Source organism: Nocardia sp. CA-135398 (assembly GCF_050955845.1).
GTDB lineage: Bacteria > Actinomycetota > Actinomycetes > Mycobacteriales > Mycobacteriaceae > Nocardia.
The window spans coordinates 272759-291050 of sequence record NZ_CP192084.1 but is presented as its reverse complement, the minus strand read 5'-3'; the positions used below and the strand labels follow the sequence as shown (position 1 = coordinate 291050).

The following is an 18292-nucleotide window of genomic DNA, read 5'->3' as shown; positions in this document are numbered from 1 at the left end:
CATGCATGTAGCCTCTATGCCGATGTCCACGAAAGCTCCGACCGCCACCACAACCGGTAACTCCGGCAATGTCACCGACGGCACCTATGCGCTGCCGACGCGGACCAAGGCATTGACCGGGTGGGGTCGCACCGCACCAACATCTTCCGAAGTGCTCTCGACGAGCGATCCCGAACTGATCGCCAAGGCCGTCGCCATGGTCGCCGAGGACAACGACTCCAAGCCGGCCCACCTGCGTCGCGGCATCATCGCGCGCGGGCTCGGCCGCTCCTATGGCGATCACGCGCAGAACGCGGGCGGCCTCGTCGTCGATATGACGGCGCTGAACAATATCCACCGGATCGACCGGGACACCCGGATCGTCGATGTGGACGGCGGCGTCAGCCTGGACCAGCTCATGAAGGCCGCGCTGCCGTTCGGGCTATGGGTTCCGGTGCTGCCCGGCACCCGTCAGGTGACGATCGGCGGCGCCATCGCCTCCGATATCCACGGTAAGAACCATCACAGCGAGGGCAGCTTCGGCAACCATGTGCGCTCGATCGAGCTGCTGACCGCCGATGGGCAGGTGCAGCACATCACGCCCAAGCGCAATGCCAAGCTGTTCTGGGCGACCGTCGGCGGCAACGGACTCACCGGCATCATCCTGCGCGCGACCATCGAGATGGCGCCCACCGAGACGGCGTACTTCCTCAACGACGGCGTGAAGACCACCACGCTCGACGAGACCATCGCCGCGCACAGCGACGGCAGCGAGGCGAACTACACCTACTCGAGCGCCTGGTTCGACGTGATCAGTCCGCTGCCGAAACTCGGCCGGGCCACCATCACCCGCGGCCGCCTCGCCAAGGTCGACGAACTACCCAAGCGCCTGCGCAAGAAGCCGCTGAAATTCGATGCGCCGCAACTGATGACGGTGCCCGATATCTTCCCCAACTGGACCATGAACAAGTTCACGCTCCAGGCCATCGGCGAGGCGTACTACGCCATGGGCGGCAACTACACCGGCAAGGTGCAGAATCTGACGCAGTTCTACCACCCGCTCGACATGATCGCGGAGTGGAACCGCGGCTACGGTTCCAACGGATTCCTGCAGTACCAGTTCGTGGTGCCGACCGAGGCGGTCGAGGAGTTCAAGCGGATCATCATCGATATCCAGGCCTCCGGGCACTATTCGGCGCTGAACGTTTTCAAGCTGTTCGGGCCGGGTAATCCGGCCCCGCTGAGCTTCCCGATGCCGGGCTGGAACATCTGCGTCGACTTCCCTATCAAGCCGGGTCTGAACGAGTTGGTGAGTGAGCTGGACCGCCGCGTCATGGAGTTCGGCGGGCGGCTGTACACCGCGAAGGATTCGCGCACCACCGCGGAGACCTTCCACCAGATGTACCCGCGGATCGACGAGTGGATCAAGATCCGCCGAAGTGTCGATCCCACAGGCGTTTTCATGTCCGATATGGCGAGAAGGCTGGAGCTCCAGTGATTAATGCCGTAGGCAACCCGCAGACCATCCTGCTGCTCGGCGGTACCTCGGAGATCGGCTTGGCGATCTGCGCCGAGTACCTGCGCAAGAGTCCGGCGCGCATCATCCTGGCCGCGCTGCCCGGTGATCCGCTGCGCGAGGACGCCGTCTCCGAGCTGAAGGCCGCCGGTGCGACCCAGGTCGACGTCATCGACTTCGACGCGCTCGACACCGAGAGCCATCCGAAGGTGATCGATGCCGCATGGGAAGGCGGCGATGTCGATGTCGCCATCGTCGCATTCGCCCTGGACGGCGATCCGGAAGAGCTGTGGCAGAACCAGCGCAAGGCCGTGCAGGTCGCCGGAATCAATTACACCGCGGCGGTTTCGGTCGGCGTGCTGGTCGGCGAGAAGATGAAGAAGCAGGGCTTCGGGCGGATCATCGCCATGTCATCGGTGGCCGGTGAGCGGGTGCGTCGCTCGAACTTCGTCTACGGCTCGACCAAGGCCGGACTGGACGGCTTCTACCTGGGACTCGGCGAGGCGCTGCGCCCGTACGGACCGCGCGTGCTGGTGATCCGGCCGGGCATGGTGCGGACCCGGTTCTCGGCGCACGTCAAAGAGGCGCCGCTCACCGTCAACAAGGAAGACATCGCGGCACTGGCGGTTTCGGCATCGCAGCGGGGCAAGGAGCTGGTCTGGGCGCCCGGCACCTTCCGCTTCGTGATGATGATCCTGCGCCACATCCCGCGCCCGATCTTCCGCAAGCTGCCCATCTGATTCACCCGAGCCGCACCTCGTTCACCGCGCACGCGTTCGCGCCGGACAGGTGCGGCTCGTCTATATCCGCAACACGTGGCCCGTGGCTGCCCGGCGGGTTCGGTGCCGACGCGACATATCAGCGCACGCCACCGCGCCATTTCGGTGGATAGCAGCGTCGCGGTTCGTCGGGACCGGTCGATGCGGCATTCGGCACCCTGCCCGTGCGAGCGGCCGGGCGGCGTGGCAAGTTCGGAGCCGACCTCGAGCCGTCGCATTGTCGAAGGAGCACTCCGTTGAGCACAGTCACGGCAGAACGCGCCGAGCACTCCGCGCCGGAGCGCGGCCGGGGTGCGCTGCTGATCCGGCACATCGGCTTCGGAGTGGGCGAGGCGCTGCTGGCCGCCGTGCTGGCCGCGCTCGTCGCGGCCGTTGGGCTGGTGGCGTTTTCGATGGTGCAGTGGCCCGCGTTCAACTCGTCCAATGTGACCAGGTCGTTGACCACGGTCGGCCAGGTCGGGGCGGCGGTGCTGCTGGGGACGGCGATCTGGCTGGTGCGGGCGCGGCGGTGGCCTTGGGTGGCGAAAGTGCTGTCCTGGGTCGGGATTTCGACGTTCGTCACGGTGACGTTGGGGATGCCGCTGGCGGCGACCAAGCTGTACCTGTTCGGCGTCTCGGTGGACCAGGAGTTCCGCACCGAATATCTGACGCGACTGACCGATAGCGCGGCACTGCACGATATGACCTATGCCGACCTGCCGCCGTTCTATCCGGCCGGTTGGTTCTGGATCGGCGGTCGCGTGGCGAATGTGCTCGGCATGGACGGCTGGGCGGCGTTCAAGCCGTATGCCATCGGATCGCTCGCGGTGGTCGCGGTAATCGCACTCGTATTGTGGTCCAAGCTGATTCGCGCCGACTGGGCGATCGGAGTCAGTGCGGCGACGACCGCGGTGACAGTGGCTTATGCCGCGCCGGAGGCCTACAGCGCGGTCATCGTGCTACTGCTGCCGCCGGCGTTGATTCTCGCGTGGGGTGCTTTGTACCGCAGCGGTGTGGCGCGCGGCACCACAACTGCCGGGGGTTGGGGCGCGGTTATCGGAGCCGGGCTGTTCCTTGGGATGGCCGCATCGTTCTACACGTTGTATTTCGCGGTGGCGGCATTTGCGGTCGGGCTGATGGGGTTGGTCTCAGCGGGGCTTGCGGTGCGGGCACAGCGAGCGGCGAACCGAACGCAGCGCGATACTGCCGACGGCGGGACGGGTTCGGTGTGGCGTGCTGCGGTGCCGCCGCTGGTTCGGCTGGTTGTCATCGCGGCGATCGCGGGTCTGGTGGCGCTGGTCGTCTGGCTGCCGTTCGTGTTGAAGATGCTCGGTGGGACGATGCCGAGTTCGGGGACGGCATTCCACTATCTGCCCGAGGGCGGGGCGCAGTTGCCGCTGCCGATGGCGGAGTTCTCGCTGTCGGGGGCGTTCTTCCTGCTCGGGACCGCCTGGTTGGTGTTGCGGGCGGGGTCGTCGCGGCGGGCGCAGGCACTCGGGATCGGTGTGGTGGCGATCTATCTGTGGTGTCTGCTGTCGATGACGGCGACCGCGGCGGGTACCACCCTGCTCTCGTTCCGGTTGACGCCCGTGCTCGAGGTGCTGCTGGCGGCGGCCGGGGCGTTCGGCTTCGTCGAAGGCGCGCGGGAGGCCTATCGGGCACTCAATGAGGCGGGTCGGTTCAAGGTCGCCGTTGTCGTGGTCGCCGTTGTCGGCGCGCTCGCGTTCACTCAGGACATTCCACAGGTGCTGAAGCCGGAGATCACCACCGCGTATACCGACACCGACGGCAACGGCGAACGCGCGGATAAGCGGGCACCGGGCGCGGCGTCGTACTATCGCGAAATCGATGCGGCACTCGTCGCGCAGACCGGCCGTCCGCGCTCGGATTCGGTGCTGCTCACCGCCGACACCAGCTTCCTGTCCTTCTACCCGTACTACGGCTTCCAGGCGCTCACCTCGCACTATGCGAACCCGTTGGCCGATTTCGCTGGCCGCGCCGCCACCATCGAGTCGTGGAGCAAGCTGAACTCCGCCGCTGCCCTGGTGGACGCACTCGGCAAGACCCCGTGGCGCGCACCGGACGCGTTCCTCTTCCGCAGCAGCGGCGATGCCTACACCCTGCGCCTGGCCAAGGACGTCTACCCCAACGACCCGAATGTGAAGCGTTACACGGTGAGCTTCCCCAAGGAGCTGTTCGATGATGCACACTTCACCACCACCAATATCGGTCCCTTCACCTTGGTCGTCGTCAATCGCTGACGCCATCGGCAACACGGGGTGGTGTCCGGCTCGACGCATGATTTCCCGAGAATATGGGTAACTGGCCGGGTACCGGCTAACCTAGCCGTCCACTGACCGGTGGCCGCCGATGGCAGCGTCGCGGCCACCGAATCGGCGCATCAAGGGCCGTGGAGCCGGGCGGTTCACAGGGTACTTCGGTACCGTGGACCGCTGATCTGACCAATTACGGGGAGAAGTTTGTTTTGCGGGTCGAGGCACCACCAGCAGTAGGCGTCGTCACGAAGGGATCGACACCGGCTGGCGTTGCCGGAGCCGAGCCGCGCACCGCGCAGCGGAGACGGATCCGGGTCGATCGCAGTGATGTGGTCGCCTCGGTGGGCTATCTGGCATTGGCCGTCACGGTGCTTTCCGGACAGTGGCGCAATACACATAGCGGGTACCTGATCAAGAGCGGTCAGGACCAGACGATGTGGGAGTGGTTCTTCGCGGTCACCGCACATTCGGTGGCGCATCTGCAGAATCCGCTCGGCACGAATCTGCAGAACTTCCCGGCCGGGGTGAACATGATGGCCAATACCGCCATGTTCGGGGTCGGGGTGCCGTTGACACCGGTCACGTTGCTGTTCGGACCGACCGTCACCTTCGTGCTCGTCCTCACCCTCGGCCTGGCCTCCACCGCCTTCGCCTGGTACTGGCTGTTCTCCCGGGAATTGGTGCGGTCCAGGCTTGCCGCCGCGATCGGCGGAGTGTTCTGCGGTTTCGCGCCCGCGATGATCTCCCATGCCAACGCCCACCCGAATTTCGTGCTGCTGGCGCTGCTTCCGGTCATCGCGCGACTGTTGATCCGCATCGCGCGAGGTGTCGCGGAGACGACCGAGCCGCGCAGGCGGGTTCGTGATGCCGTAGCGCTCGGCTTCCTGGTGGCGATGCAGATCGCGCTCGGCGAGGAACCGCTGCTGATCTTCGCGCTCGCCTTCGGACTTTTCGGCCTGGTGTACTACCTGCGCACACCGCGCACGGGCTGGCAGGTAGTGCGTGCGCTCGCACCGACCATCGCATCGGCGGCGGTGATCACCTTGATGCTCACCGAAATTCCACTGTGGTGGCAGTTCTTCGGGCCGCAGAGCTATCGCTCGATCGACCACGGGCCGATGGGCAACGACCTGAAGGCCATCGTGCAGTTCCCCTCCGAATCGCTCGGCGGGATGTTCACGCCCGGCCAGTACGTGGCCATCAACGATACCGAGCAGAACGCCTACTTCGGCTGGCCACTGCTGCTGTTACTGGTGGTGACGGTGCCGCTGCTGTGGCGCGACCGGGTGGTCCGCGCGGCGACCGCGGTGATGGTGGTCTTCGGGGTGCTCTCGCTCGGCGCGGTCGCCATGTTCGGCAAGCAATCGACCGGGATCGAATTGCCTTGGCGCTGGGCCGAAAAGATCCCACTGCTCAACACGGTGTTGGAAACCCGGCTGACCATGGCCGCGATCCCGGCCATCGCGGCGGTGCTGGCCTTGGCGACCCAGCGGGCGGTCACCTGGTGGCGGCAGTCGCCGGTCGATTGGCGCCCGCTCGCCTGGTTTCCGGCGCTCGCCCTTGGCTTGGTACCGCTGATCCCGACCGTGCTGCCGGTGATCGAACGCGCACCGACTCCGGCGTTCTTCGCCGACGGGACGGTAAAGCAATACGTGAGTGGCGGTTCCGTAGTCATGGTGCCGCCGCCGCGGCCCCCCGATGCGCAGGCATTGCGCTGGCAGGCCGACGCCGACTTCGACTTCGCGCTCGCCGGTGGCTATTTCGTCGGACCGACCGGCGCGAACAAGAAGGGCATCTACGGACCCGACTTCCGCCCGACCACCGCCCTGCTCGTCGGCGCACAGGACACCGGCGTCGTCCCGCCCATCGATGCCGACACCCGCGCACAGGCACTCGACGACCTGCGCTTCTGGCAGGCCGACGTGGTCGTCCTGCCCGCCAGCAAGAACTCCGAAGTGCTGCGCACGACCATGACCCAACTACTCGAACGCGCGCCGCGACAGGTCGACGACGTGTGGCTCTGGGACGTCCGGCCGCTGCGATAGATCTCGGTGGCGAGCGTCACCGATGCGGGTGGCTAGCATGGTCCCTCGTGCGACCGGACCGAACTTCTGCAGCGTTCACCCGCAACCGCCTGATCGCCCTCGTCTCCGGGTTGCTCGGATTCGTACTGGCACTGTTGACGCCGTTGCTTCCGGTGAAACAGGATCAGGCCGCGCTCGACTGGCCCCAGGCGGGCAGTACCAGTGTCGAGGCGCCGCTGGTTTCGTATGTGCCGCTGCGGTTGGATGCGACGCTGCCGTGTTCGGTGGTGACCGCGGCCGGGTCGGGCACCCTGCTGTCGACCATTCCGCACGCCTCGGGTCAGGCCAGTGCCAAAGGACTGATCGTCTCGGTCACCGACGGCACGCTCTCGGTGCTGCAGCGTGATGTGCCGCTGCTGTCCGCGCCGGTCGCCGAGATCGCCGGATGCGAGTCCGTCACCATCAGCACGACGGCGGCCGCTACCTCGGTCGAATTCGTCGGTGCGAAGCGCCAGGACGGTACCCCCTTCCGCAACACCATCACCCGCGATATCCGCCCGCAGGTGGTCGGCGTCTTCACCGATCTGGATGCCGCGAAGCTCGACGGCGCGAAGCTGCACGCCGATATCGATTCGCGCTTCTCCTCGACCCCGTCCGTGCTGAAGCTCGGCGCGATGATCGCCGCGGCGGTCTGCACGATCATCGCGCTGATCGCATTGCACCTGCTCGACAATGCCGACGGCCGACGCGCGCGCCGGTTCCTGCCCGCGCATTGGTGGCGGTTCACGCTGGCCGATGCGGTGCTGCTCGGACTCCTGGTGCTGTGGCATTTCATCGGAGCCAATACCTCCGACGACGGCTACATCCTGAATATGGCCCGCGCCTCGGAGCATTCCGGCTACATGGCCAACTACTACCGGTGGTTCGCGGTGCCGGAGGCGCCGTTCGGCTGGTCCTACGAGGTGCTGGCCTGGATGACCAAGGTCTCCGATGCCAGCCCGTGGATGCGGCTGCCGACGCTGGCCGCCGGAATCGTGTGCTGGATGGTGATCAGCCGAGAGGTGCTGCCGCGCTTGGGTGCTCGGGTGCGCAGGAACAAGGTGGCGCTGTGGACCGCCGGTCTGGTCTTCCTGGCGTTCTGGCTGCCCTATGACAACGGCCTGCGGCCCGAACCGCTGATCGCCGCGGGTGCGCTGCTGACCTGGTGCTCGATCGAGCGGGCCATCGCCACGGGACGGCTGCTGCCCGCCGCGGTCGGGGTGCTGATCGCCGCGTTCTCGCTGGCGGCCGGTCCGACAGGGCTGATTTGTGTCGCGGCGCTGATCGCGGGTTCGCGGCCGGTGCTGCAGATCATCATTCGACGGGCGCGCGATGCCGCGGGCACGCTGGCGACCGGAATTGCCGTGCCGGATTCGGCGGACGACGCGAATTCGGTTGGGAACGAAGGCGCATCGGGTGGCGGGCCACGGATTGCCGCCGCTACGGCCGACCACAGCACCTCGCGTCTGGCCACCTTCTTCCGGTATGCCGCGCTGCTGGCACCCGGACTCGCCGCCGGAACGCTTGTGCTGGTCGTCGTTTTCGCCGATCAGACGCTGGCGACGGTGATGGAAGCGACCCGGGTGCGCACCCTCGTCGGGCCGAATGTGGCCTGGTTCGATGAGCGGACACGGTGGGATTCGCTGCTGATGCTCTCGCCGGACGGATCGCTGGCGCGGCGGTTCGGTGTGCTGGTCATGCTGCTGTGCCTGCTGGTCTGCGTGCTGCAGGTGCTGCGCAAGGGGCGGATTCCGGGGACCTCGCGTGGACCGTCGGTGCGCATTCTCGGCATCGTCTTCGCCTCGCTGCTGCTGATGATGTTCACCCCGACCAAGTGGACCCACCACTTCGGCGTATACGCCGGACTGGCCGGGTCGCTGGCGGCGCTGGCGGCGGTTGCCGTGGGCACCAATGGGATTCGCTCGCCACGCAACCGGGCGCTGTTCGCCGCGGCCGTGCTGTTCCTGCTGGCGATCACCTTCACCGGATCCAATGGCTGGTGGTACGTATCCAGTTACGGTGTGCCGTGGTGGGATAAGTCGCCGCTGATCGCGGGTAAGGGCCTGTCCACGCTGTTCCTCGGGCTCAGCGGGGTCGCGCTGATCGTCGCGGTGTGGCTGCACTATCGCGAGCCGTATCGCGAGAAGACCGATGCGCCAGGTCGTTTCGAGCGGTATGCCTCCGCGCCGTTGACGATCGCGGCCGCGCTGCTCGTGCTGTTCGAGGTGGCGTCGCTGGCCAAGGCGGCGGTCACGCAGTACCCGGCGTACTCGATCGCCAAGTCGAATCTCGAATCGCTGAACGGTAATACCTGCGCGCTGGCCAACGAGGTGCTGGTGGAGACCGACACGGCGAATTCGCTACTGCTCCCCTACACGGGCTCCCCCGCCGACGGATTGTCCACGGAATCGAAGGGATTCACGCCCAACGGTGTCGCGGCAGACCTCACTGCGGATGCCGAGGAAACGGTGACCGGCGGTGCGAATTCGGTGAACAAGGATTCGAAGAACAAGACCACCAATACCACCGGTGCCGGCACCGGCGGCGGCACCAGTCAGCAAGCCGGAATCAATAGCAGCACAGTGGCATTGCCGTTCGGTCTGGATCCGGCGCGGACCCCGATCATGGGCAGCTACCAGGAGGGAGCCGACCAGCAGCAGGCCAAGCTCACCTCGCAGTGGTACCGACTCGATTTGACCGACAGCATCCGCAATGACCCGGCCTACCAGGTGCTCGCCATTACCGCGGCGGGCCGGATCCGCTCGGTCGATGCCGACGGTGTGCTCACCTACGGGCAGGAACTGCACCTGGAGTACGGCGTGCGCGGAGCGGACGGCGAAGTGCGGACGCTCGGTTCGGTGGATCCGCTCGATATCGGGCCGGCCCCGTCGTGGCGCAATCTCCGTGTGCCACTGGACAAGTTGCCCGCCGGAGTGAACGCGGTGCGATTGGTCGCGGTCGACAACGACATCACCCAGAAGCAGTGGCTGGCCGTCACCCCACCCCGGCTGCCGCATCTGGCCACGCTGAATTCCGTTGTCGGCGAAACCGCTCCGGTCCTGCTGGACTGGCACGTCGGCCTGGCCTTCCCCTGCCAGCGCCCCTTCGACCACCACGACGGCGTCGCCGAGGTCCCCGAGTGGCGCATCCTGCCCGACCGCGTCGGCTCCGACGCCTCCAACGCCTGGCAGGACGATATCGGCGGCGGCCCCCTCGGCTGGACCGGTCTACTCCTGAAATCCCAAACCATCCCCACCTACCTCACCCACGACTGGACCCGAGACTGGGGCTCCCTCGAACAATTCACCACCTACGACCCCACCGCCACCCCCGCAACCATCGCCACCACCGTGAAATCGGTGAACGGCTGGAAGAAGGCCGACCCGATCCGAGCGCGATAGCCCATTCCCACGCGTGAGCCGACAACCCTGGGCTCATGCGTGGGCTGATCGAACCGGCGGTGACTAGCCCGCAGTCAACTCACCGAAAGCAACATCGATGGAGATCGGGGTATCGAGCGTCAGCCGACGGGTATGCAGCCCGACCAGATGGTAGCGACCTTCGGAAAGTCGGTATTCCTCGATCTGCTCGATGCCGTCACCCGATTCGGTGGGAAATACGATGAGGTACATCGGAATACCCGCAGCGGCATAGGCGGCTTTCTTCTCCACCGTATCGGTGTGGTGTGAACTATCCGGCGAAACGATCTCCACCACCAGTAGAGCGTCATCGGCGTAGAGCTTCGCATCGTCATCCAGACAGCGGTAGACCGTGACGTCCGGTCGGCGCAGACTCAGCGGCACATCGCTGATTCGAACGTCCACATCGGTCTCGACCATCAAACACGGCTCGGGCTTGCGTCCGGCTTCCATCCGCGCCGCCAACCGCCGAGCGATCCGGTTGTGCAAGCGGGACGGGCTCTCACATTTCACGATATGCCCGTCGACCACCTCGATGGTTCGACAGAATTCCTCGGGCAGCAGCTCATAGTCCCGGGCGGTGATCTGCTCCGGGATCCACCGGTACCAGTCGCTGGGAGCGCCGCTAGTCATGCCGTGAGCCTACCGGGCACGGCTCACACCAGCAGATAAGTCGCGCATTCCCCAGCGGAGTACCGAGCGCGATCATGGGACGAGGACGAGGCGACCGCGCAGGCCTCCTGCCGCTAAGCGACGTTGGGCGGTTGCGACCTGGTCCAACGGGTAGGTTTCGGCTACCCGGAGGGTGAGGTGGCCTTTGTCGGCCAATGCGACGAGTTCGTCGAGTTGGGGGCGGTTCGCGTGGACCAGGACGGTGGTTACCTCGGTGCCGCGCAAGGGGATCGGGGTGGCGGGGACGCTGATGGAGACGAAGCGGCCGCGGGCGCGGACGGCGGCGAGGGTTTCGGGGCCGAGGGCCGCGGCGTCGAGGGCAGCGTCTACGCCGCCGGGTACGAGGGCTCGGACGGCATCCGGAAGGTTCACTCCGCGGGGGATGAAGTCGGTGGCGCCGAGGGCGCGGACGGTGGGTTCGTCGGCAGACGACGCGGAGGCGATTACTCGAAGACCTTGGGCGGCGGCCAGTTCGACGGCGAAGCCGCCTACCGCGCCTGCGGCTCCGGTGATCAGGAGCGAATCGGCAGCTGTCAGGTCGAGAGCGGCCAGGGCCTGGAGGGCGGTGAGGCCGTTGAGCGGGATGGTGGCCGCGGCGGTTGCCGGTACGGAAGTCGGTGCGGGGGCCACGTTTTGGGCTTCGAGGACGACATAGTCGGCTTGCGCTGCCAACGAAACGTCGAGACGGTCACTGATGCCGATCACCTGCTGACCCACCGTGAAATCGACACCGGCACCGACAGCATCGATGACACCGGCGACATCCCATCCGATCCCCCACTGATCGCGCGGGGCGGCAAACGCGGTACCGCCGACGCCGTTGCGGACCATCAGATCCACCGGATTGACCGTCGCCGCAGCAACTTTCACTCGAACCGCTCCGGGCCCCGGCTCGGGCGTCGGTACCTCGATGATCTCCGCGACGGCATCCGGACCGGTTCGACGGACTACTACTGCACGCATGGCGCTCCCTATCGCTTAACGGGTTACGTCGACAAACCTAGAGCGAGTTACTATCTATCAGGTAGTAGTTACCCAGAAGTGCGTAACAGGCAGCAGGGGAAGCAGATGGCGACAACAACCGCGGCACAGCGCCGTAACCTGGCAAAACAGCGATACGACGCCTACGTGGCCGAATGCCCCACGCGCCAACTGCTCGACCGCATCAGCGACAAATGGGTCAGCCTGATCCTCAACGCTCTCGCCGACGGCCCGCTGCGCTATGCCGAGATCAACCGGATCATCTCCGGCGTCAGCCCTAAGATGCTGACCCAGACCCTGCGCACCCTGGAGCGCGACGGCCTACTGGAACGCCGGATCACCGCCGAGGTGCCGGTGCGTGTCGACTACGAACTCACCGCACTCGGCCACAGCCTGCGACCTGTGATGCGCGCCATAAAAACCTGGGCCGAGGAGCGCATGGACGAAGTGCTCGCGGCGCGCGCACGTTACGACGGTGAACCAGCGTGACCGTGTCGTAAAAGTTGGTCGCGAAAGCCTTCCCACCGATGAAGCTGGCCTTAACCTTTTATTCATGACCGCGGCCTTCGATGATATGGATCTGCGTGACCTTGTCGGACTGCTCACCGAAGATGAACTACGGGAGCTTCGACCGGCGGTGCTGCGTGTGTTGTCCCGCCAAACCCCGCAAGAGTTGCTCCGTCGTGAATTGGGCCTACGCATGGCGAAGGTCTAGTCCGTAAACCATCATCCACCAGGCCGTTGCGTCGGCAGAACAGTCGACGCCGCGGCCTTTCGTCGTTGCGGGACGCTGTCGACCAGAGCAACCGTTGTGCCCGGATCTCCCGGAATCACGAGTGAACGCTGAGCACAACCCGAAGCCCGAAACGAGAGCAGGCCCGCCGGATTCGACGGGCCTGCCTTCATTCACGACCTAGAACACACGCAGCTGTCCGGGCGACCAGAGCCCCGAACGGCTGGCCGTACCCGTATCCAACTTGGCCGGAACCGCGTTCGGGTAGTACTGGTCGTACCGCTCCAATGAACCCCAGTCCCGCGCCCAGTCGTTCTTCAGATACGTCGGAATGGTGCTCGACCTCGCCAGCATCTGACTGAAGCCGAGCAGACCACCGAATTCCTCGGCCTGCCAGGTATTCGTCGAGCTGATGGCCAGCGGCCGGTCCGGCAGGATGCGGTAACCGGGCACCTCGGCCACGCCGTTCTTGTGATCCAGCGGCCGCTGGCACGGGAATTGCAAGCCGACCGCCCAGTCCAGCAGCACCGGCTGATCGGAGCCGATAAAGCTGTTGAGCGTGGCCAACTTCGGCATCCGCGGCGGGGTGAAGGCCAGCCACTGATCGCCGATCAGAATCGGGTCATTGGCGACAATGCGCACCGCATCGGCATCGGGTGCGATCTCGTCGAGCGGGATGCGCAGATTGCGCCACGACGGGAACGGACCGATATCGCGCGGCAGGTAGGTGCCGAGCATCTGCACGCTGCCGTCGGGCAGGTGCTTGCCGTAGTCGACCGTCAGCGACTGGCCGTACTTGGTGTCACCGGTGTCATCGACGGACAGGATGCGGCCCGCGGCCGAAATGACCACCAGCGGACGATCATCCGAGCGCGGCGCCAGCTGGTACCAGCTGGAGACCAGATGCGCGGGCTGCTGCACGCCCTGCTGGTAGCTGCCCATTACCGGCGTGCTGGCCGGATCGAGGCCGAAGGGCAGGGTGGCCCGGCTGCCGTTGACCCCGGTCGCGCCGTAGCCGCCGTCGGTGCCCGCGTTCTGACCGTCCGCGCCGACCGGACCGACCGACTGGGTGGAGGTATTGCCGGTACCCGGCTTCACCTCGATGGTGTCGGCGCTGAGCTTCTCGGGCACGCCGTTCGGATCGAAGCCGACCGGATCGGCGCCGGCCAGCGGATCCCCGTTCTTCGGCGGATTCGCCGGATCGCTGATCGGCGTGAGCATGCCGTTGCCCTTGTTCACATCCGGTTCCACCAGCACGTCATTGGCGAGTCCGCACGAATTACCCTCTACCGCATTGAAATTCGAGCGTGCCAGCGAATAGGCCGGATACTGCGCGACAGCACCCTTGACCAGCGAGAACACCTCGAGCAGCACCATCAGCGCGGCGACCACGGTCAGCGGGATGGCGGCGAACTTGCGAATCCGCTTGCCGCGCACCGACTTCGCCGATGGCTGCGGCTTGGTGTAATCCTCGCGCAGCGCCGACCAGGCGACCAGCGCCAGCGCCAACCCGAACAGCAACAGCATGAATGTGTTCGACTGGTAACCGTGCAGCGAGATCCGCTTGTCGAACCACGGCACGCCGAAGCTGGACACATACCAGTAGCCGTTGATGCCCGAGAAGGCGACCGCGAGCACGAACAGCAGTCCGGCGAGGAAGATCGCCCGATTCTTCCTGGCCCGCAACGCACTTGCCGACACCGCCACCGCGGTGACCGCGGCCAGTGATCCGGCGATGCCCGCGTACGCGCCGAAGTGGTGGGTCCACTTGGTCGGGTTGAACATCATGAAGAAGATGGTTCCGAAGACCACGCCCATCAGCCGCCAGGTCGGACCGCTGGCGATGCCGGGAACCTGCCGGCGCCGCAACAGCACCAGCATGGTGGTGAACAGGCACAGCAGCATGATCAGGAAGGCGAAGCGGCGCGAAAGCGATCCGTCGACGGTCTCCACGAACAAGTAGTAGTAGCGCAGGTAGTCCTCGTACCAGGCCAGATTCGGGCCGGTCACCTGCCGCACCCGGTTGGCCTCCTGGATACCGGCGAAGGTCTGGTCGCTGTAGACCACGATCAGCACCAGCAGACCCGCCGCCGCGATCGGAGCGAGCAGCGGCAGCGTCGAACCCCACTTGCCCACCCCCTGCGCCGCGAACTGCCGATGCCGCCGCACCACGATCCGCACCAGCGGCCGGATACCGGCGAGCAGCGCGGCCACACACATCAGACCGGTCGGCGCCGCCGCCAGGGTGAACGCGGCCACCAGAATCGCCACCGCGGCCGGCAGCAGACGACCCGTCGCAATGGCCCGCTCGATCGACACCCAGGTCAGCAGCGCGCCGAGCGCGACGATCGGCTCCGAGCGCAGACCGTTGTCGAACGGCAGCCAGAACGCCAGGAAGACCAGCCCACCGGTCCACAGCGCCACCTTGCTGTTGCGCACCCCGCGCCCCAGCCGGGGCACAACCTCGCGACTGATCACCATCCAGCACAGAATCGCGCAGAACAGCGCGGGCAGCCGGACCCACGGGCTGGCGGTGGAGATCTCCGAGAACGCCTGGATGACGTAGTAGTACCAGCCGAACGGCGCCTCAGGGACGCCGTACCAGCGGAAGTAGTTGGCCATATAGCCCGCGTGCGGCGCCACCCGAACCATGCTCAGGATGTAGCCGTCATCGGAGGTATTGGCGCCGACGAAATGCCACAGCAGCAGCGTGCCGACGACCGCGCCGTCCGCCCAGTTCGGCTTCAGCCAGTTGGCGGGCAGGAACCGGCGGTGCCCACGTCCGTCGCTGCCGTCGAGTCGAGCCAGTGCGCCGAGCGCGATCAGCGTGCACAGCACCGCCGCGATCATCGCGATCAACTTGACCGGCGTCGGGCTGGAGGAGAACCGGGTGTCCACCGTCATGTGCAACGAGAGGCCGGTCGGCACCGCGCCCTTCAGATCGGTGAACACGCCGACCACCTGTGGCCGCAGATCACCGTTGAGCTGCCCCTCGAGCGGTACCTCGACCTTCTGCGTGGTCCCCGGCGCCGCGCCCTCGACCGGCCGCTCGATCGTAGTGGTCACACCCTCGAACGCGGCCCTGGTCCGATTGACATCGGAGCTGATGGTGATCGACGTACACGCGCCCAACTGCGCGCGCTCGGCCGAGGCGACCACGGCATTGCGGTCGACCACATCCACCGTGGTGTCCGAGACCCGCACGAACATGGCCTCGAGCGAAGCCCGGTCGCCCTGCGGCGGCGCGGTGGCCAGCAGCATCCCGCCGTAACTCGGCAGCTGATCGACCGCGGCGCACGGAATGCTCGCGTCGAGATCGGTCGGCACCTGCGACATCAGCGGCGCCTGCACACTGTTGAGCGCGCCACCCTGCGGCCAATTCAGCGTCGCGGTGGTCTGGCTGACCGGTAAGAACGGAGCTGCCAGCGCGAACAGTGCGCCGAGCACGCCGGTGACCAGCGCGACGAGGCGCGCGGTTCGGAAATCGCTCGGTGCGACTTCGGGCGCGGCGGGCGGTTTTGTCAAGACAGCGGTAGCGGCGTCGGGCACGGTTGGCAATGGTAGCTGTGTTTAATTGTCGCGGCTTCGCCGCGACGTGTTCGCGGCCCCTGATGGCTTGCGAACGGCGCGTGCTCGATCTCGCTTCGCTCGAAACCTGGCGTGTACTTGTGTCGCAATTGAGAGCGGACAGTCGCCTGTCTCGGGAACTGCCAGGCGGTCCAGCAGTTCATGACCCGAACTGCTGACCGGTAGCCGGAGGGATGGAAAGGTGTTGGGTATGACAAAGGTGAATCTCGAAACCAACTACGGACAGATCGTGCTGGAGCTCGACGACGCGAAGGCCCCTGGCACCGTCGCGAACTTCGTGAATTACGTGAACGCCGGACACTACAACGGCACCATCTTCCACCGCGTCATTCCGGGTTTCATGATCCAGGGCGGTGGCTTCACCCCCGATATGCAGCAGAAGGGCACGCAGGCCCCGATTCAGAACGAAGCGAACAACGGCCTGAAGAACGACAAGTACACCGTCGCGATGGCCCGCACCAACGACCCGCATTCGGCCACCGCGCAATTCTTCATCAATATCTCCGACAACGGCTTCCTGAACCACTCCGCGCCCACCGCACAGGGTTGGGGCTACGCGGTCTTCGGCAAGGTCGCCGCGGGCTCCGAGGTGGTCGACAAGATCGCCGCGGTGTCCACCGGTTCGGCGGGCATGCACCAAGACGTCCCCGAGGACGACGTCATCATCGAGTCGGCGACCATCGCCTGACTTCGGCTGCCACGCAACAGCATCGGGCCGCATCCCATCGGGGATGCGGCCCGACCCGTCAGAGCGGAAGGAGGTGGTGTTTGCGGGGGTTGCGCATGAGTTTTTTATTGCGCAGCAGGTGCAGGGCGCGACGGAGTTCCAGGCGGGTGGTCGCCGGTTCGATGACGGCGTCGATATAGCCGCGCTCTGCGGCAACCCACGGCGTCGCTACGGTCGCGTTGTAGAAGTCGATCATCTGCTGACGCACCGCGGCGCGCTGATCCTCCGGCGCCGCCTCGATCTGCTTGCGACCGATCAGGCTGACCGCGCTCTCCGCGCCCATGACCGCGATCCGCGCGGTCGGCCAGGCCAGATTCACATCGGCACCGAGCTGTTTCGAACCCATCACCGCATATCCGCCGCCATAGGACTTGCGGATCACCACGGTCACCTTCGGCACGGTCGCCTCGACATAGGAGAACAGGAAGCGGCCGCCGCGCTTGATGACGCCGATCTTCTCCTGTTCCACACCGGGTAGGAATCCCGGTGTGTCGACAACGAAGACGAGCGGAATATCGAACGCGTCGCACATCCGCACGAAGTGCGCGGCCTTATCCGAGGCCCTGGCATCGAGCGCACCGGCGTACACCATCGGCTGATTCGCGACCACACCGACGCTGCGCCCGTCCACCCGGGCGAATCCGGTGATGACATTGCGCCCCGCGGTGGCGCCGATCTCGTGGAAGTCACCATCGTCGAAGATGCGCAACAGGATGTCGTGCATGTCGTACCCGGCATTATCCGAGTCCGGGACAATCGAATTCAGTTCCAGATCCGATTCGGTGATCTCCGGCTCCAGACCCGGATTCACGATCGGCGGCTGTTCCTGGCAGCTCGTCGGCAGGAAGCCCAGATACGCGCGCACCCATTCGAACGCGGCCTGCTCATCTTCGGCGACATGATGGATATTGCCGTACTGCGCTTGGCTATTGGCGCCGCCGAGTTCCTCGAGGCTGACGTCCTCGCCGGTGACCTCCCGGATGACGCCGGGCCCGGTGACGAACATGTAGGCCTCGTGGGTGGCCACCACCACGTCGGTATTGATCGGGGCGTACACGGCCCCGCCCGCGCACTTGCCGAGAATCATCGAAACCTGCGGCACCATCCCGGAAAGCGGCTCAACGCGCAACCCCAGCTCGGCGTACCACGCCAATGAGGTCACGGCCTCCTGTACCCGGGCGCCGCCGGAGTCGTTGATACCGACCACCGGGCAACCGACCTTGGCCGCGAACTCCAGAACGGCGGCGACCTTGCGGCCGAACATTTCCCCGACCGACCCGCCGTAGACGGTCTGGTCGTGCGAGAAAACCGCCACCGGCCTGCCCTCGACGAGGCCGTGTCCGGTCACCACACCGTCGCCGTACAGTGCCGTCGGGTCACCCGGCTTGCGCACCAGCGCACCGATTTCCACGAAGGTTCCCGGATCGAGCAGCATATTGATCCGGTCGCGGGCGCTCGGAATACCCTTCTTGGCCCGCTTCGCCACCCCCGCTTCGCCCGCCGGTTCCTGCGCTAACTCAAGTCTTTTGCGCAGATCAGCGAGTTTCTCGGCAGTAGTGCTCACTTGGACCCTCTCATCA

Annotated in this window: 12 protein-coding genes; 8 read left to right on the top strand and 4 right to left on the bottom strand. The window is 65.9% G+C overall.

The features are described 5' to 3' along the window. Positions 1-22: 22 nt before the first annotated feature. The 5 genes from ACQP1T_RS01225 to ACQP1T_RS01205 all read left to right on the top strand — a co-directional run bounded on the left by ACQP1T_RS01225 (position 23) and on the right by ACQP1T_RS01205 (position 9993). Positions 23-1477 (top strand): FAD-binding protein, encoded by a 1455-nt coding sequence (locus ACQP1T_RS01225; RefSeq protein WP_433758099.1) that lies wholly within the window; start codon positions 23-25, stop codon positions 1475-1477. Next, positions 1474-2235 (top strand): decaprenylphospho-beta-D-erythro-pentofuranosid-2-ulose 2-reductase, encoded by a 762-nt coding sequence (locus ACQP1T_RS01220; protein WP_062980951.1) that lies wholly within the window; start codon positions 1474-1476, stop codon positions 2233-2235. The genes ACQP1T_RS01225 and ACQP1T_RS01220 overlap by 4 nt, the downstream gene beginning before the upstream one ends. Before the next feature lie 338 nt (positions 2236-2573). Then, entirely contained in the window at positions 2574-4514 is a 1941-nt protein-coding gene (locus ACQP1T_RS01215) for a galactan 5-O-arabinofuranosyltransferase (protein WP_433762562.1), read from the top strand. Positions 4515-4738: 224 nt separating this feature from the next. After that, positions 4739-6574 carry a glycosyl transferase gene (locus tag ACQP1T_RS01210; protein WP_433758098.1) on the top strand — a complete coding sequence of 612 codons (1836 nt, stop codon included), beginning with the start codon at positions 4739-4741 and terminating at the stop codon, positions 6572-6574. 47 nt (positions 6575-6621) lie between these two features. After that, positions 6622-9993, top strand: a complete 3372-nt coding sequence (locus tag ACQP1T_RS01205; protein ID WP_433758097.1) for an arabinosyltransferase domain-containing protein — start codon at positions 6622-6624, stop codon at positions 9991-9993. A gap of 63 nt (positions 9994-10056) precedes the next feature. On the opposite strand, the gene ACQP1T_RS01200 is transcribed toward ACQP1T_RS01205, so the two are convergent. Continuing rightward, on the bottom strand, positions 10057-10644 hold the full coding sequence (locus ACQP1T_RS01200) for a Uma2 family endonuclease (RefSeq protein WP_062980957.1): 588 nt from the start codon (positions 10642-10644) through the stop codon (positions 10057-10059). 72 nt (positions 10645-10716) lie between these two features. Next, positions 10717-11646: an NADP-dependent oxidoreductase gene (locus ACQP1T_RS01195; protein ID WP_433758096.1), complete on the bottom strand. Its 930-nt coding sequence runs from the start codon at positions 11644-11646 to the stop codon at positions 10717-10719. 105 nt (positions 11647-11751) lie between these two features. Here ACQP1T_RS01195 and ACQP1T_RS01190 point away from each other — a divergent pair, with 105 nt between their 5' ends. Both ACQP1T_RS01190 and ACQP1T_RS01185 read left to right on the top strand, forming a co-directional pair. After that, on the top strand, positions 11752-12153 hold the full coding sequence (locus ACQP1T_RS01190) for a winged helix-turn-helix transcriptional regulator (protein WP_433758095.1): 402 nt from the start codon (positions 11752-11754) through the stop codon (positions 12151-12153). Between the two features lie 64 nt (positions 12154-12217). Further along, complete coding sequence (locus tag ACQP1T_RS01185; protein WP_169811244.1) at positions 12218-12379, top strand: hypothetical protein; 162 nt, start codon at positions 12218-12220, stop codon at positions 12377-12379. A gap of 198 nt (positions 12380-12577) precedes the next feature. Here the strand turns inward: ACQP1T_RS01185 and ACQP1T_RS01180 are convergent, their stop codons facing one another. Then, positions 12578-15946 (bottom strand): arabinosyltransferase domain-containing protein, encoded by a 3369-nt coding sequence (locus tag ACQP1T_RS01180; RefSeq protein ID WP_433758094.1) that lies wholly within the window; start codon positions 15944-15946, stop codon positions 12578-12580. A gap of 229 nt (positions 15947-16175) precedes the next feature. On the opposite strand from ACQP1T_RS01180, the gene ACQP1T_RS01175 reads away from it, so the two are divergent. Beyond that, the gene (locus ACQP1T_RS01175; protein WP_433758092.1) at positions 16176-16673 is read left to right on the top strand and encodes a peptidylprolyl isomerase; all 498 of its coding nucleotides are present in this window, start codon (positions 16176-16178) and stop codon (positions 16671-16673) included. A 58-nt stretch (positions 16674-16731) separates the two neighbouring features. On the opposite strand, the gene ACQP1T_RS01170 is transcribed toward ACQP1T_RS01175, so the two are convergent. Continuing rightward, positions 16732-18276 (bottom strand): acyl-CoA carboxylase subunit beta, encoded by a 1545-nt coding sequence (locus ACQP1T_RS01170; protein WP_433758091.1) that lies wholly within the window; start codon positions 18274-18276, stop codon positions 16732-16734. Between the last annotated feature and the right edge of the window lie 16 nt (positions 18277-18292).